This is a genomic window from Burkholderia sp. MSMB1072, assembly GCF_001524725.1.
Taxonomy (GTDB): Bacteria; Pseudomonadota; Gammaproteobacteria; order Burkholderiales; family Burkholderiaceae; genus Burkholderia.
Genome location: NZ_LOYC01000004.1, coordinates 1 through 16,201, shown reverse-complemented (window position 1 = coordinate 16,201; position 16,201 = coordinate 1). Strand labels below are relative to the sequence as shown.

13 protein-coding genes are annotated in these 16,201 nt (G+C 68.0%); 8 read left to right on the top strand and 5 right to left on the bottom strand.

The annotated features are described in order from the left end of the window. Positions 1-5: 5 nt before the first annotated feature. Complete coding sequence (locus tag WS89_RS00400; RefSeq protein ID WP_059789105.1) at positions 6-1,298, bottom strand: NAD(P)/FAD-dependent oxidoreductase; 1,293 nt, start codon at positions 1,296-1,298, stop codon at positions 6-8. 146 nt (positions 1,299-1,444) lie between these two features. Between WS89_RS00400 and WS89_RS00395 the strand changes: the two genes are divergently transcribed. Then, positions 1,445-2,098, top strand: coding sequence for a TetR/AcrR family transcriptional regulator (locus WS89_RS00395; RefSeq protein WP_059500177.1), 654 nt, complete (start codon positions 1,445-1,447; stop codon positions 2,096-2,098). Positions 2,099-2,120: 22 nt separating this feature from the next. Here WS89_RS00395 and WS89_RS00390 read toward each other — a convergent pair whose 3' ends face one another. Beyond that, positions 2,121-3,032 carry a LysR family transcriptional regulator gene (locus WS89_RS00390; RefSeq protein ID WP_059789104.1) on the bottom strand — a complete coding sequence of 304 codons (912 nt, stop codon included), beginning with the start codon at positions 3,030-3,032 and terminating at the stop codon, positions 2,121-2,123. Between the two features lie 114 nt (positions 3,033-3,146). On the opposite strand from WS89_RS00390, the gene WS89_RS00385 reads away from it, so the two are divergent. After that, the gene (locus WS89_RS00385) at positions 3,147-3,908 is read left to right on the top strand and encodes an SDR family NAD(P)-dependent oxidoreductase (protein WP_059789103.1); all 762 of its coding nucleotides are present in this window, start codon (positions 3,147-3,149) and stop codon (positions 3,906-3,908) included. 24 nt (positions 3,909-3,932) lie between these two features. Here the strand turns inward: WS89_RS00385 and soxR are convergent, their stop codons facing one another. Continuing rightward, positions 3,933-4,412 (bottom strand): redox-sensitive transcriptional activator SoxR, encoded by a 480-nt coding sequence (gene soxR, locus WS89_RS00380; protein WP_034204522.1) that lies wholly within the window; start codon positions 4,410-4,412, stop codon positions 3,933-3,935. Positions 4,413-4,491: 79 nt separating this feature from the next. Between soxR and WS89_RS00375 the strand changes: the two genes are divergently transcribed. The 5 genes from WS89_RS00375 (at position 4,492) to WS89_RS00355 (ending at position 12,957) form a co-directional block, all read left to right on the top strand. After that, positions 4,492-5,688 (top strand): efflux RND transporter periplasmic adaptor subunit, encoded by a 1,197-nt coding sequence (locus WS89_RS00375; protein WP_059789102.1) that lies wholly within the window; start codon positions 4,492-4,494, stop codon positions 5,686-5,688. A 13-nt stretch (positions 5,689-5,701) separates the two neighbouring features. Continuing rightward, positions 5,702-8,875 (top strand): efflux RND transporter permease subunit, encoded by a 3,174-nt coding sequence (locus tag WS89_RS00370; RefSeq protein WP_059789238.1) that lies wholly within the window; start codon positions 5,702-5,704, stop codon positions 8,873-8,875. Then, on the top strand, positions 8,872-10,395 hold the full coding sequence (locus WS89_RS00365) for an efflux transporter outer membrane subunit (protein ID WP_059789101.1): 1,524 nt from the start codon (positions 8,872-8,874) through the stop codon (positions 10,393-10,395). The genes WS89_RS00370 and WS89_RS00365 overlap by 4 nt, the downstream gene beginning before the upstream one ends. A gap of 521 nt (positions 10,396-10,916) precedes the next feature. Then, positions 10,917-12,167, top strand: a complete 1,251-nt coding sequence (locus tag WS89_RS00360; protein WP_059789100.1) for an MFS transporter — start codon at positions 10,917-10,919, stop codon at positions 12,165-12,167. Positions 12,168-12,345: 178 nt separating this feature from the next. Beyond that, a complete protein-coding gene (locus tag WS89_RS00355; protein ID WP_059789099.1) occupies positions 12,346-12,957 on the top strand; it encodes a cysteine hydrolase family protein in 612 nt (203 codons plus the stop codon). A 196-nt stretch (positions 12,958-13,153) separates the two neighbouring features. On the opposite strand, the gene WS89_RS00350 is transcribed toward WS89_RS00355, so the two are convergent. Next, complete coding sequence (locus tag WS89_RS00350) at positions 13,154-13,630, bottom strand: nuclear transport factor 2 family protein (RefSeq protein ID WP_059500185.1); 477 nt, start codon at positions 13,628-13,630, stop codon at positions 13,154-13,156. A gap of 350 nt (positions 13,631-13,980) precedes the next feature. Continuing rightward, a complete protein-coding gene (locus tag WS89_RS31505) occupies positions 13,981-14,352 on the bottom strand; it encodes a YXWGXW repeat-containing protein (RefSeq protein WP_082741733.1) in 372 nt (123 codons plus the stop codon). A gap of 585 nt (positions 14,353-14,937) precedes the next feature. Here WS89_RS31505 and WS89_RS00345 point away from each other — a divergent pair. After that, positions 14,938-16,059 (top strand): porin, encoded by a 1,122-nt coding sequence (locus tag WS89_RS00345; protein WP_059500186.1) that lies wholly within the window; start codon positions 14,938-14,940, stop codon positions 16,057-16,059. Positions 16,060-16,201 lie beyond the last annotated feature (142 nt).

The following is a 16,201-nucleotide window of genomic DNA, read 5'->3' as shown; positions in this document are numbered from 1 at the left end:
CGGCATCACGACAGGCGGATGCGCGGCTGCACCCAGCCGTTGATCCGTTCGGCGATCCACAGCAAGGTGGCCTTGGGGAAACCGTGCAGCGCCTGCTGGTGCCGCCGGTAGAGCATCAGGTGGCTGAACTGCGCGAAGCGCCCCTGGATGAAGCCGCCGCGGAAGAACCCGAACTGCCCGAGCGTGCCGAACGCGTCGTAATCGCTGATCGACACCAGCGCGCCGAAATCGCGGAACGCGAACGGCGGAATCGGCGTGCCGTCGAGCCACGCGGGAAGGTGCTTCGCGAGATGCTCGGCCTGCTGCGTCGCGACCTGGGCGGTCGGCGGCAGCGGCCGTTCGTGGCCGTCGGGCAGCAGGCTTCCGCAATCGCCGATCGCGAACACGTGCTCGTCGCCGGTCGCCTGCAGCGTGGGGCCGATCACGATCTGGTTCGCGCGGTTCGTGTCGAGCCCGCCCAGCGCCTGCATGAAGTCGGGCGCCTTCACGCCGGCCGCCCAGACCATCAGGTCCGCTTCGGCGAACGCACCGTCGCCGTAATGGAAGCCGTTCGCGTCGGCCGACGTGACGCGCGTCGACGTCAGCACGTGAAAGCCGATCTGTTCGAGCCGCCGCTGGGCCGACGCGGAAATCCGCGCCGGAAACGCGTTGAGGATGCGCGGGCCGCTTTCGAGCAGCGTGAGCTGCAGCCGCTCGCGCACCGTTTCGTCACCGTACGCCTGCGCCACTTCCAGCAATCGGCTCAACTCCGCCGCGAGTTCAACGCCCGTCGCGCCCGCGCCGACGATCGCGACGCGAAATGGCTCGTCGCGCGCGATGCTGCGGAACACGCGCATCCGCAACGCTTCGTTGAAGGTCTCCGCTTGCTGCTGGCTGTCGATGAAGTAGCAGTGCTCGCGCACGCCCGGCACGCCGAAATCGTTGGCCTGGCTGCCGAGCGCGAGGATCAGCACGTCGTATTCGAGTTCGCGTGCGTCGATCACCACGTCGCCGTCCTGGGAGCGGATCTCGCCGAGCTGCACGCGGCGGCGCGCGCGATCGAGCCCCTTCAGTTCGCCGGGCTGGTACGCGTAGCCGTGATCGCGGGCGTGGGCGAGGAAGATCACCTGTTGCTGCTGGACGTCGCGCGTACCGGCCGCGATCGTGTGCAGCATCGGCTTCCAGATATGCGTGGGACTGCGGTCGACGACCGTAATCTGCGCCCGCCCGGACCGGCCGAGGCGCTCGCCCAGACGGGTCGCGAGCTGCAGTCCGGCGATCCCGCCGCCGACGATGACGATGCGTGTAGGGGTTGTCATTGATAAATCATCACGTGATGAATAATGTATGATCCTAGCGCTTCCCGGCTCGGCGTGTCAACGCAGCGGGGTAGGCCGCCCGCTTCCGGTACGTGAAACCGGGTACCGGGCACGGGCATTCGAATCGTTCAAGGAGCAGGAAAAACGTGGCAGAAGTCACTGAGCGCGCGCCGTCGAAGCGGCGTACGCGCGGACGGCCGCTGGCGGATGCGTCCGTCGGCCCGGACGTGATATTGCGGGCCGCGCGCCGCACGTTCGCGAAGCGCGGCTACGACGCGACGAGCGTGCGCGAAGTCGCGCGCGAGCTGGGCATCGACGCGGCGCTGATCGCCCATCACTTCGGCACGAAGGAAACGTTGTGGCTGGCGGTCGTCGAGCAGATCGTCGAGTTGGCCGAACCGATGTTCGACGCGCTGCGCGCGCTGCGCACGTCGTCGCTGCCGCACCGCGACCGCGTGCGGCGCGCGCTCGAGCTGTGCGTCGATCACGAGTTCGCGGAGCCGGATATCGGCATGTTCTTCTCGACGGCGGCGACCGAGGAGGGCGGGCGGCTCGATCGGCTGCAGGAGCGAATCGTGCGCCCGTATCACGACGCGATGTTGCCGCTCTTGGCGGATGCGGTCGAGGCCGGCGCGATCCGTCCGGTCGATCCGAACGTGCTGTTCTTCATGATCGCGAGCGCCGTGGGCATGACGGTGTCGTACCGCCACATGATGCTGGAGTTCACGTCGCTGCCGACGCGGCCGGAGGCATTCCGGCAGGCCGTGCTCGGCGTCGCGCTCAACTTCCTCGGCGACTGAGCGCCGCGCGCGATGCGCGCGGTCACGTCGCGGCGACCAGCCCCAGTTCGCGCACCGCCTCGCGCGCGCTCTCGCGCAGCGCATCGACGAGCGGCGACGGCGTACGGTATGCGAGCGCCAGTTCGTACGCGAGCGGGCTGCCCGCATCCTTCAGTTCGCAGAACGTAATGCCTTGCGGCTGCATCGGCACGAACAGGCGCGGCATCAGCGCGATGCCGATGCCGCCCGCGACGAGCCCGGCCGTCGTCTGCATCTGGCGCGGTTGCTGGATCACGCGCGGCGCGAAGCCGGCCTGCGCGCATGCCGTCACGATCAGCGCATGCATGCCGGGCCCGTGGTGCGCGGCAAACATGACCCACGGTTCGTCCGCCAGCTCGGCCAGCGCGATGCGGCGGCGGCGCGCGAGCCGGTGGCCGTCGGGCAGCGCGGCCACCATCCGGTCGCGCAGCAGCGGTTCGATACGCACGTCGCCGGCATCGGCCACCGGCAGCACGACGAGGCCGACGTCCGTGCGATCGTGACGCAGCGCGAGCACCTGCTCGGCCGTCGTGCCTTCCTCGAGCTGGAAATCGACGCCCGGATGCCGTTCCTGGAACGCGCGCAGGATCAGCGGCAACAGCGCATTGACCGTGCTGTCGACGAAGCGCAGCCGCAGCGTGCCGCCGAGGCCGGCGCCCGCGCGGCGCGCCGCGGCCACCGCGCGCTCGGCCTGTTCGAGCGCGCGCCGCGCTTCGAGCAGGAATGCTTCGCCGGCAGGCGTGAGCCGCGAGCCGCGCGTGTCGCGGTCGAGCAAGGCGACGCCCAGTTCGTCCTCGAGCTTGCGGATCGCCGCGCTGAGCGGCGGCTGGGCCATGTGCAGCCGCTCGGCAGCGCGCCGGAAGCTGAGCGTTTCGGCGACCGCGATGAATTGCCGGAACTGCCGCAGATCGATCATGGCGATACCTTTTGCGTATCAATATGTCATCGAATTCGTATTTTACCTATCGCCGTCCGTTGCCCACACTGCAAACGTCACCAATCGTCAACACCGAGGAAAGGAGGGCAGGTCATGACGGGCAACGAACGACAACGCACGGCGATCGTCACGGGCGGATCGAGCGGGATCGGCTTCGCGATCGCGCGCCGGCTGGTGGAGGACGGGTATCGCGTCGCGATCGTCGGGCGCGACGTGGCGCGGCTGAAGGCGGCCGTCGAGCGTCTGGGCAGCGCGGCGATCGGGCAGGCCGGCGACCTGGGCGTGCGGCGCGACGCGCAGGCGGCCGTCGACGCGATCGTCGCGCGATGGCCGCGCATCGACGTGCTGGTCAACAACGCGGGGCTGACCGGGCGCGTCGGCGCGGATACCGAAGCGGGGGAAGCCGAGGCCGTATGGGACGCGGTGCTCCATGCGAACCTGAAAAGCCTGTTTCTGACGACGATGGCCGTGCTGCCGCACCTGGCCGACCATGCCGCGCGAATCGTCAACATCGGCTCGATCGCGGCGCGTGCCGGCAGCCTGTTGCCGGGCGGCCTCGCGTATGCGGCCGCGAAGGCCGGCGTCGAAGGCTTCACCGTCGCGCTGGCGCGCGAACTCGGGCCGCGCGGGGCGACGGTCAACACGGTCGCGCCCGGCTATGTCGCCGATACGCGTTTCTTCGGCGACAGCGGGGTCGCGCCGGCCGTCGCGGCGACGATCCGCGAGCAGACGCCGGTCGGCCGCGCCGGGCAGCCGGACGACATCGCCGATGCGGTCGCGTGGCTCGCCGGGCCGCGCGCGTCGTTCGTCACGGGCGCGACGATCGCGGTGAACGGCGGCTGGCGCGTCGGGTGATGCAGGACGCGCGCGGCCTGCGCGTCATTCGGAGTCGGTCGGCGGCTTGTCGCCGAGCCAGCGTCGCGCGCCGGGCCCGTTGCGGCCCGCGCGGTCGTCCGGGTTGGTCAGCTTGCAGCGTTTCAGCGACAGGCAGCCGCAGCCGATGCATTCGTCGAGATTGATGTAGAGCCGCTGCAGCTCCTCGATCCGGCTTGCGACGCGCTGCTTCCAGCCGCGCGACAGCCGCTGCCAGTCCTTGTTGCTCGGCGCGGTGTCCTCGGGCAGGCTGACGAGCTGTTCGGCGATTTCGTCGAGCGAATAGCCGATCTTCTGCGCGAACACGATGAACGCGATCAGCCGCAGCACCGCGCGCGAATAGTGGCGATGACTCGAGCCGTTGCGGTGCGACTTGATCAACCCGCGCATCTCGTAGAAGCGCAGCGTCGACGCCGGCACGCCGCTGCGCGCGGCCACTTCGCGGATCGACATCAGCGGCCATTGCGGGGTTTCCTGGATACCCATGACACCCTCCGGAAAAGCTTGACTTGAAGTTAACTTGAACTTTTATGCTACGCGGCAGTTTAACCCGTCGCGAGGCATCATGTTCTCCTTTTCCCTACGCAGGACGTCGCCTTTGGGCGCAGCCTGTGCCCTGTTGCTGGCGTTGTCGGGTTGTCACGACGGCAAAGGCGCATCGTCGGCCCATCCTCTTCCCGAAGTCGGCGTCGCCACCGTCGCGCCGCGCACCGTCCGCCTCGCGGACGAATTCAACGGACGCGTCGAAGCGGTCGACGCGGTCGAGCTGCGGCCGCGCGTGAGCGGCTATCTGCAGCGTGTCGCGTACAAGGAAGGCGACGTGGTCGCGCAGGGCGCGCTGCTGTTCGAGATCGATCCGCGCCCGTACCGGATCGCGCTCGACCGTGCGAATGCGCAGCAGCAGCGCGCCCGTGCGGCCGCGAGCCTCGCGAACGTGCAGCTCAAGCGCGTGCAGACGCTGATCGATGCGCATGCGACGTCGCAGGAAGAACTCGACAACGCGCGCGCGACTGCCGAACAGGCACGCGCCGATCTGCAGGCGGCCGATGCGGCCGTTGCCGACGCGAAGCTCAATCTCGGTTTCACCGAAGTGCGCGCGCCGATCGCCGGCCGCGTCGGCCGCGCGGTCGCGACCGTCGGCAATCTCGCGCGTGCGGACGACACGCTGCTGACGACCGTCGTGTCGCAGGATCCGGTCTACGTATATTTCGATTGCGACGAGCAGAGCTACCTGCGCTACAACGCGCGGCGCGCCGACCCGAAACATCGCGCGATCGGCGCCGATCCGGTGCGCATCGGCCTCGCGAACGAGACGGGCTTCCCGCATGCGGGCACCGTCGATTTCCTCGACAACCGGCTCGATCCGCAGACCGGCACGATCCGCGCACGCGTGCGGCTGCCGAATGCGGACCATGCGTTTACGCCGGGCCTGTATGCGCGCGTGCAACTCGTCAGCGGCCGCGACCAGAGCGCATTGCTGGTCGACGACAAGGCCGTGCTGACCGACCAGGACCGCAAGTACGTGTACGTGATCGGCGCGGGCGACAAGGCGCTGCGCCGCGACGTGACGATCGGCCGCGAACTCGACGGCGAGCGGATCGTCGAGAAGGGGCTGCAGGCGGGCGACCGCGTGGTCGTCGACGGCGTGCAGCGCATCTACTATCCGGGCGCGCAGGTGAAGCCGAAGGCGCTGCCCGCGCGCGCCGATGCGGGCAGCGCGACGCAGGCGGTCGCCGATGCCGGCACGCCTGCCGCGCAATGACGGGAGCGATACGATGGATTTCTCCCGATTCTTCATCGACCGGCCGATCTTCGCGGTCGTGCTGTCGATCGTCATCTTCGCGATCGGCCTGATCTCGATCCCGATGCTGCCGGCCGGCGAATATCCGGAAGTCGTGCCGCCGAGCGTCGTCGTGCGTGCAACGTACCCGGGCGCGAACCCGAAGGAAATCGCCGAGTCGGTGGCCGAGCCGCTGGAAGAGGCGATCAACGGCGTCGAAGGCATCATGTACATGAAGTCGGTCGCCGGTTCGGACGGCAGCCTGCAGGTCGTCGTCACATTCCTGCAAGGCGTCGACCCCGACACGGCCGCCGTGCGCGTGCAGAACCGCGTGAGCCAGGCGCTGTCGCGCCTGCCCGACGAGGTGCGCCAGTACGGCGTGACCACGCAGAAGCAGTCGCCGACGCCGCTGATGTACGTGAGCCTCTATTCGCCGGACAACAGCCGCGATTCGCTGTACCTGCGCAACTACCTGACGCTGCACGTGAAGGACGAACTGTCGCGGCTCACCGGCATCGGCGACGTCGGCGTGTACGGCTCCGGCGATTACGCGATGCGGCTGTGGCTCGACCCGAACCGGCTCGCGTCGCGCGGCTTGACCGCGAGCGACGTGATCGCGGCCGTGCGCGAGCAGAACGTGCAGGTGTCGGCAGGTCAGCTCGGCGCGGAGCCGTCGCCGAAGAAAAACGACTTCCTCGTGTCGATCAACGTGCGCGGCCGCCTGCGCACGGTGCAGGAATTCGGCGACATCGTGCTGCGCAACGGCGACGACGGCCAGGTCGTGAAGCTGTCCGACGTCGCCCGCATCGAGCTCGGCGCGGGCGACTACACGCTGCGTTCGTATTTCAACGACAGGCATTCGGCCGTGGTCGGCATCTTCCTGTCGCCGGGCGCGAACGCGCTCGACGTCGCGAAGGCCGTGTATGCGAAGCTCGACGAGCTGTCGAAGCGCTTCCCGCCCGGCGTCGCATACCGCCCCGTGTGGGACCCGACGGTATTCGTGCGCGAATCGATCCGCGCGGTGCAGCACACGCTGATCGAGGCCGTCGTGCTGGTCGTGCTGGTCGTGATCCTGTTCCTGCAAACGTGGCGCGCGTCGATCATTCCGCTCGTCGCGGTGCCGGTGTCGGTGGTCGGCACGTTCGCATGGCTCTACCTGCTCGGCTATTCGATCAACACGCTGACGCTGTTCGGGCTCGTGCTCGCGATCGGGATCGTCGTCGACGATGCGATCGTCGTCGTCGAGAACGTCGAGCGCAACATCGCCCGTGGGCTGAGCCCGCGCGACGCCGCACACCAGGCGATGCGCGAGGTGTCGGGGCCGATCGTCGCGATCGCACTCGTGCTGTGCGCGGTGTTCGTGCCGATGGCTTTCATGTCGGGCGTGACCGGCCAGTTCTACAAGCAGTTCGCGGTAACGATCGCGATCTCGACGGTGATCTCCGCGATCAACTCGTTGACGCTGTCGCCCGCGCTCGCCGCGAAGCTGCTGCGTCCGCACGGCGCGCCGAAGGATGCGCTGACGCGTGCGCTCGATCGCGCATTCGGCTGGCTGTTCCGTCCGTTCAACCGGTTCTTCGAACGCAGCTCCGACCGTTACCACGGCGTCGTCGGCCGCACGCTGAAGCGGCGCGGCGCGGTGTTCGCGGTCTATGCGGCGCTGCTCGCGGCGACCGCGCTGCTGTTCGACGCGGTGCCGGGCGGCTTCATCCCGGTGCAGGACAAGCTGTACCTGTTCGCGGGCGCGAAGCTGCCGGAAGGCGCGTCGCTCGCGCGCACCAGCGCGGTGACCGAGCAGATGACGAAGATCGCGCTCGGCACCGACGGCGTCGAGATGGTGCCGGCGTTCGCCGGGCTGAACGCGTTGCAGGGCGTGAACACGCCGAACATCACGAACTCGTACGTGATCCTGAAGCCGTTCGACCGGCGTCGTCGCAGCGCCGCGCAAATCAACGCGGACCTGAACGCGCGTTTCGCGGCGATCGGCGGCGGCATCACCTATGCGCTGATGCCGCCGCCGATCCAGGGGCTCGGCAACGGCTCCGGCTACTCGCTGTACCTGGAGGATCGCGGCGGGCTCGGCTACGGCGAATTGCAGAAGGCGCTCGGCGCGTTTCAGGCCGCAGTCGCGAAGACGCCGGGGATGAGCTATCCCGTCAGCTCGTACCAGGCGAACATCCCGCAGCTCGAGGTGAAGGTCGACCGGCTCAAGGCGAAGGCGCAGGGCGTCGCGCTGACCGATCTGTTCAATACGTTGCAGGTCTATCTCGGTTCGATGTACGTGAACGATTTCAACGTGTTCGGCCGCGTGTATCGCGTGATGGCGCAAGCGGATGCCGGCCACCGGCAGACGGCCGCCGACATCGCGAACCTGCGCACGCGCAACGCGAAGGGCGAGATGGTGCCGATCGGCTCGATGGTGACGGTCGGACCCGCGTACGGTCCCGACCCGGTCGTCCGCTACAACGGTTATCCGGCCGCCGACCTGATCGGCGACGCCGATCCGAAGACGATGTCGTCGTCGCAGGCGATCGCGAAGCTGCAGCAGATCGCGAAGGACGTGCTGCCGCCGGGCATCGCGCTGGAATGGACCGACCTCAGCTACCAGCAGGTCACGCAGCGCAACGCGGCGATCGTCGTATTCCCGCTGGCCGTGATGCTGGTGTTCCTAGTGCTCGCGTCGCTGTACGAGAGCTGGACGCTGCCGCTCGCGGTGATCCTGATCGTGCCCGTGTGCATGTGCGCGGCGCTGTTCGGCGTGTGGCTGTCCGGCGGCGACAACAACGTGTTCGTGCAGGTCGGCCTGGTCGTGCTGATGGGGCTGGCGTGCAAGAACGCAATCCTGATCGTCGAATTCGCGCGCGAGCTCGAGATCCAGGGCAAGGGCGCGGTCGAAGCGGCGCTCGAAGCGTGCAGGCTGCGGCTGCGTCCGATCGTGATGACGTCGGTCGCGTTCATCGCGGGCTCGGTGCCGCTGCTGATCGGCAGCGGCGCGGGCAGCGAGGTGCGGGCGGCCACCGGCGTCACCGTGTTCGCCGGGATGCTGGGCGTCACGCTGTTCGGGCTGTTCCTGACCCCCGTGTTCTACGTGGCGATCCGCAAGCTCGCGGGCGGCACGCCGGCCGTCTGGCGCGAACAGCACGGCACCCTCGAAGGAGAAAACCGATGAGCGCCGCTTTCCGTCTTTCCGCGCTGGCGATGTCGGTGACGCTCGCTGCCTGCGCGGTCGGCCCCGATTTCGAACGGCCCGATACGATCACGGCCGCGCGGTTCGCGCGCGACGACCGTCCTGCGACGCAGCGCGACGCGGCGACGGTCCAGACAGGGTCCGATATGCCGCCCGACGCGTCGGCCGACGCCGATGCCACGTTCTGGCGCGGGTTCGGCGAGCCGGTGCTGACGCAGTTGATCGATGCGGCGCTCGCGGCGAACCAGGACCTGCAGGTCGCGGTGTCGCGTTACGACGCGTCGAATGCGCTGCTGTCTCAGGCAACGTTCGACCGCTATCCGACGATCACCGCGAGCGGCCGGATCGGCCATCAATTGATGAGCAAGGACCAGGCGTTCGGCGCGCCGCGCAGCCAGCGCGACACGCCGACGTCGAGCGTCGGCATCAATGCCGCGTGGGAACTCGACCTGTTCGGCCGCGTACGCCGCTCGATCGAGTCGCAGCGCGCGGAAACGGCGGCGAGCGCCGCGGACGTGCGCGCGGTGCGCGTCGCGATCGCGGCGGAGGTCGCGAGCACGTACGTCGATCTGCGCGGCTCGCAGGAGCGGTTGCGGATCGCTCGCGAGAATGCCGACAACCAGAAGCAGACGCTCGCCCTGATCAATGCGCGCGTCGGCGCGGGGCGAGGCTCCGACCTCGATGCGGCGCGCGCACGCGCGCAGTACGAATCGACGACATCGCGGATCGCCGTGTACGAAGCCGCGATCGGCGTCGACGAGCACCGGCTCGCGGTGTTGACCGGGCAGACGCCGGATGCACTGATCGGCCGGTTCGACCTGCCGAAGGTGGCCGCGCCGACGGGCACGCCGGTCCCGCTGCCGGCGCTCGCGGCCGACATCGATCCCGGCACGCCGGGCGACCTACTGCGCCGCCGCCCCGATGTCGCGGCCGCCGAGGCGCGGCTGCATGCGGCGACCGCCCGCGTCGGCGTCGCGACCGCCGACCTGTTCCCGCGCTTCACGCTGTCCGGGTTGCTCGGCAGCGCGACGAGCAGCTACGGGTTCTTCCGCGCGGGCAGCGACACGAACCTGATCGCGCTCGGCATCGACTGGTCGTTCCTCGACATCGGCCGCGTGCGTGCGCGGATCGCGGCGAGCGACGCGGAAGCGGCCGGCCAGCTTGCGCAGTATCGGCAGACCGTACTCGGCGCGCTGGAGGAAACCGAGAACGCGCTGCTGCGTGTCGCCCGCACGCGTGACGAGACCGCGCACCTCGTGCGCGCGGCCGACGACAGCGCACGCGCTGCGCAGCTTGCGCAGGCGCGTTTCTCGGCAGGCGCGATCGACTACTACGAAGTGCTCGACGCGCAGCGGACGCTGCTGCAGGCGCAGGACGCGGCGGCCGACGGGCGGATGCGCAGCGCGGCATCGGCGGTCGCGCTGTACAAGGCGCTCGCGGGCGGCTGGCCGTCGGGCGCGGGGCAGGGCGTGCAAGGTCCGCTCGCTCGGTCGGGGAAGTAGTGCGAGCAGGGGGCGGGTCTCGCTCGCGGCGATGCGGGAAGCGCGCAGGCCGAAGGTCTGACGGGTCGTTGCTCCCGCGAGCGACGCGAGCGCGATCCGGTGCGCGAACAGCTCGCGCGCATGGCCGGGCAGCAGCGAGCAGCCGACGCTGCCCGATACGAGGTTGGTCGGCGAGAAGATGTCGCCCACCGCGTCACGACGTTGGGCGTCACGTGGTCGACGCGTGCGAGCGGGTCGCCCGTCGCCCCTCGCGTGGTACGTGCCGTTCGCAGGGTCGTTCGGATTCCTCTTCAGCATGTTCATGCACGACGGCGCGCGGTGCGTGGTCGCGCAGCCGGCTGCTTCGGGGCGGGCCGCCGTGCGCCAAGTCGCGGCCGCACGGCCGGGACGACGAGCCATCGGCGCGGGTCGCATGCGGGGTATCGCGCGAACCGATGCTTAGCATCGCCGGCGGCGGCCTACCGCGGCCGCCGCCCGGTCATTACGCTTGGGCGATCATTCACTCTGTCCGGAAGGTCGCCATGTCCCGGTTCGACTACAAACTGCTCGGCCCCTGCCTGCTCGCCATCGCGCTCGACGCGATGGGGTTCGGGCTTGTTTATCCGATGATGTCCGCCATCTTCAGCGATCCGCACGCGGGCATCCTGCCGGCCGACGCCAGTGCACACGCGCGCAATTTCTATCTCGGTCTCGGCTACGGAATCTACCCGCTGTGCATGTTCTTCGGCTCGTCGCTGATGGGTGAGCTGTCCGATCGCTACGGCCGCCGTCGGATCCTGCTGCTGTGCGTGCTGGGCCTCGCGGTCGGCTACGCCACGATGGCGGGCGGTGCGTGGCTGGGCAGCGTCGCGCTGCTGCTCGCCGGCCGCGGGCTCACCGGCCTGATGGCCGGTTGCCAGGGCATCGCGCAGGCGGCCGTCGCCGATCTCGGCACGCCCGATACGAAGGCGTACGACATGAGCATCATGTCGCTTGCGTTCAGCGCGGGCGTGATTGTCGGCCCGGTGCTCGGCGGCGTCGCGTCCGACCGGACGATCTCGCCGCTGTTCGACTACGGCACGCCGTTCGTGCTGGTCGCGGCGCTGTCGCTGATCTGCGCGTGCTGGACCTGGGCGTCGTATCGCGATTGCGCCGCGCCGCGCGGCGATACGCGCATCGATCCGCTGCTGCCGTTGCGGATCATCCGGGAGGCCGCGCGCCAGCGCAACGTCGCGTTCCTGTCGGTGGTGTTCTTCCTGATGCAGGTCGGCTACGGGCTCTACCTGCAGACCATCATGCTGCTGTTGCAGGCGAAATTCGGCTATACGAGCGCGCGGCTCGGGCTGTTCAGCGGCGTGATCGGCATCTGCTTCGTGTTCGGCCTGTTGTGCGTCGTGCGGCTGATGCTGCGCGTGTGGCGCGTGATCGAGATCGCGAAGACGGGCCTGCTGGTGGCCGGCCTCGGCCAGATCCTGTCCGCGTTGTTTCCGCATGAACCGGTGCTGTGGGCGCTCGCGATGGTCGTCGGCTGTTTCGACATGGTTGCGTACACGACGATGTATACCGCGTTTTCCGATGCCGTCAGCGACGATCGGCAGGGTTGGGCGCTCGGCGTCGCGGGCTCGGTGATGGCGGTCGCGTGGGTCGTGACGGGGGCGCTGACGAACCTGCTGCCCGTATTCGGCGAAATCGGCCTGCTGCTGATCGGCGGCGCGGGTTTCCTGCTCAGCTTCGCGATGATGGTCGCTTACGGCCGTACGCGGTCGGGCGCGCGAACGGCCGTGCTGTCGTAGGCGGCGCTCGCGCACGTTGGCCCAATTCTGTCGGACGTTGTCCCGCGCGCCGCTGTCGCGCCGCGCCGCGCGGCCCGACACTGGCGCGTCGTGGCCGGGGAAGGTTCCGGGCCGCGTCCGGCGACGCCGCAAGGCCCGGCGCGCCGTTCCGCCAATGTGTCAACCGAGAGGGCATTCCATGCAACATCCGACTATCCGTACCCTGGCCGGCGCGAGCGCACCGACGTCGATCGCCGCCGCCCGCACCGCGCTGCTGGTGATCGATTTCCAGAACGAATACTTCAGCGGCCGTCTGCCGATTCCGGACGGGCCGCGTGCGCTGGGCAATGCGCGGCGCGTGATCGCGTTCGCCGACCGCGCGGGCATTCCGGTGTTCCACATCCAGCACGTCGGGTCGGCCGACAGCCCGATCTTCGCCGACGGCAGCGACGGCTTCCGCTTTCATGCGGACCTGCAGCCGGCGCCCGCTCACGCGGTCGTGAAGAAAACGTCGGTGAGCGTCTTCCCGACGACGGACCTCGATGCGAGGCTGAAGGCGGCCGGCATCGACACGCTGATCGTCACCGGCCTGATGACGCATGCGTGCGTGGCCGGCGCGGCACGCGATGCGGTGCCGCTCGGCTATGCGGTGATCGTCGTCGACGATGCCTGCGCGACGCGCGATCTCGACGTCGCGGACGGCGGCACGGTGCCGCACCGCGACCTCCATCGTGCGACGCTGGCCGCATTGTCGGATACGTTCGGCGACGTGCTGACCACAGAGCAGGTGCTGGCGCTCGGCGTCGCGTGACGGCGCCGGTTCGCGCGCCGATCGCCCGGGCCTGGCGCGACGTACGTGCTGCGCTGCGAATGCAGACGCACGTCTCGATCGCACGGGACTGCGCGAGCGTCGCTACCGAACGGGCGAACCGATTGCCGTCGAAGATCGCGAAGCAGCGTCGATTCGGCCGGCGTAGGGGGCGGCCGGTCGCGTCCGGCGTCGTGCATCAGAACATCGTGTTCTGGTTCGCGGACGTTTCGGGTACCGGCTGAATCACGTCCCAGTGTTCGACGATCTTGCCGTTCTTCACGCGGAAGATGTCGACCACCGCTTCGCCGCGATCGCCCGGATGCTCGGTCGCATGCACGTGCAGGTAGACGAGATCGCCGTCGGCCGCGCTGCGGACGATGCGCGCGCGCGATGCCGGGTTCTTCTGGAACGCTCCGACGAAGTACGACACGAACGGTTGCTTGCCGTCCGGCACGTACGGGTTGTGCTGTTTGTAGTCGTCCGCGACGACGGCGGCGGCCTCGACTGCTTCGTGCCGGTTGAAGAAGCGATCGTAGAACGTCAGCACGAGCCGGCGATTGGCTTCCTCGGTGGCCAGGTCGCGTGCGGCGGGGCCGGCGGCCAGCGCAGCTGTCGATGCGGCCAGCAAAACGAATGCGGCACCGGCGCGAACGGGGGAGCGGGACGATGACATGTAGCGTTTTCCTTGTCTGGCGATACGTGGACGGGATGGGCGAGCGACCCGCGGGTTGCGCGGGTCGGGACGGCCGGCGCGCGCTGGGCGCGGTGCGCGCTGGGCGCGGTGCGCGCATCGGTTCGTTGACCGGCGGTGTGCGGTAGACGATCTCGATGGGTTGAAGCGTCCCCGGACGCATTCGCATCGCCATCGTATGACTTCGTTATCGGAATGATGCCGCCGGAATGGCGACCCGACGATATGTCGACTGCAGTGCGGCTGCCGTAACGCACGATTGCGTGGCGTGGACCGCGTCGGTTCTCGCGCGCGACTCGGCTCCGGCCCTTCGGCTGGGGCCGAGCCGCTGCTCACCGCCACGAGCCGTCGACGTAGACCCACACCGACCCTTGGCGGCGCCAGTAGCCGGGTACCCAGCGGCGCCCGGGGCGTCGCGCGACCCAGCGACCGGGAACCCATATATAGCGGCCGCGCTGCCAGCGCCAATAGCCGTCCGTCCATATATAGCCATGCGGCCGTGGCGGGGGCGGGCGACGGTCGTGGCGTGCCGCCGGCGGCGCGAAGCCCGGCCGGTCTGCATAGGGCGGCCCGCCGGGTACGCGATTCGGGCCGGCGGGCCGATACACGGGCGGGGAAGGCTGGGCCGAGGCGGCGCGCAACCAGCCGGTGCCGACGAAGGCGGCGGTCAATCCGATGGCGCGCAGCAACGAGCGTCGATTCATGGCGGCTCCTGTTCTGTATACGAGGCTGCCTTACATTAGCCTGCCGGTCTGCCCGCCGCGTTACGGGGCCGGTTAAGGCTGTTACCGCGTGTCACGGCGGGGTCGAGCCGCGTTTCCTTTCCAACGGCTGACGGAATCTCGCCGTGGCAGAGGTATCGGCCCCTGTTTAGGGTGCCGAGGGGACGTTTTAGATGCGGAAAGGCCAATATTTGAGATTTGATAAGGTAATAATTACCGTTTTTGGTGGGCCGAACCGAAACCGTTTGTTGTTTCTATGCAACCGTCAAGCCGATGACATGAAAGAATGGTGCGATGAAAGCGTCCAAAAAGCCGGCGTCAAGAGGTCAAAAACAAACGTTAAAACAAATACTTATGACGCGGCCCCACTTTCATTATTTCTAGTTCTGGAAAAGCTTATTTCTTTATTTGCGGATCGCTCCCCTAGGGTACACCCCTAAACTCACGGTTCCCAAACGGGCAACTATCCGGGCGCCGCCAGCAGGACCGATGGCGCTCCCGGGCGGTTGAAGACCGTTTATGAACAAGGTCGCGAGACCTGCCTCTTTTTAGAAGGGAGCTCCACGAATGAACAAGACTCTGATCGTTGCAGCAGCTGCAGCATCGTTCGCTACCGTCGCTCACGCGCAAAGCAGCGTCACGCTGTACGGCGTGCTGGACGCAGGCATCACCTACACGAGCAACGTCCAGCCGGCACTCGGCCAAGCTGGCAAGTCGCGTTGGGCGATGGGTTCGGGCATTGACCAGAGCCGTTTCGGCCTGCGCGGCTCGGAAGACCTCGGTGGCGGCCTGAAGGCAATCTTCACGTTGGAAAGCGGCTTCAACATCGGTAACGGCCGCTTCGCAAACGGCAACGGCGGCATGTTCAACCGCCAGGCTTTCGTTGGCCTGTCGAGCCAGTACGGCACGGTCACGCTGGGTAAGCAGTATGACGCAACACAAGACTACCTGGCGCCGCTGACGGCAACGGGCTCGTGGGGCGGCACGTACTTCGCGCACCCGCTGAACCTCGACCGTCTGAGCACGAACGGCGACGTCGCGCAGAACAACACGATCAAGTACACGAGCGCTAACTACGCTGGTCTGCAATTCGGCGGCACGTACTCGTTCTCGAACAGCACGAACTTCGGCAACAACCGTGCATACAGCGGCGGTCTGTCGTACCAGTTCCAAGGCCTGAAGCTGGGTGCAGCATACTCGCAAGCGAACCTGGGTGACGGTACGAACGCAAACGGCGCGACGTCGTCGGCAATCGGTGGCATCGCTAGCCAAGGCCGCGTCCGTACGTACGGTGCTGCTGCTGGTTACGCATTCGGCCCGGCGCAAGTCGGCGCTGCATGGACGCAAGCGCGTCTCGACAACAACGCAGTTGCTGCAGGCACGCTGCGCACCGACAACTACGAAGTCAACGCAAAGTACAACCTGACGCCGGCTCTCGGCCTGGGTGCTGCTTACACGTACACGAACGCGAAGATCAACAACGGCAGCACGCACTGGAACCAGTTCGGTCTGCAAGCTGACTACGCACTGTCGAAGCGCACGGACGTCTACGCACAAGCTGTGTACCAGCGTGCAGCGAAGAACGGCATCGGCGCGTCGATCTACAACGGCGACAGCTTCGCCAACAACCTGCCGAGCTCGTCGATCAACCAAACCGCAGCAACGGTTGGTCTGCGTCACCGCTTCTAAGCGTGACGGGCGGGGTAACCCGCTTCGCAGCATCGAAAAAGGCGCCTTCGGGCGCCTTTTTTTTCGTGTGCGCCCAGCATGGGCGCATTCCTGCGGGTGGAAGTCCCGCCATAAGCTGATCACGGCAAATGAAGTGAAGCGC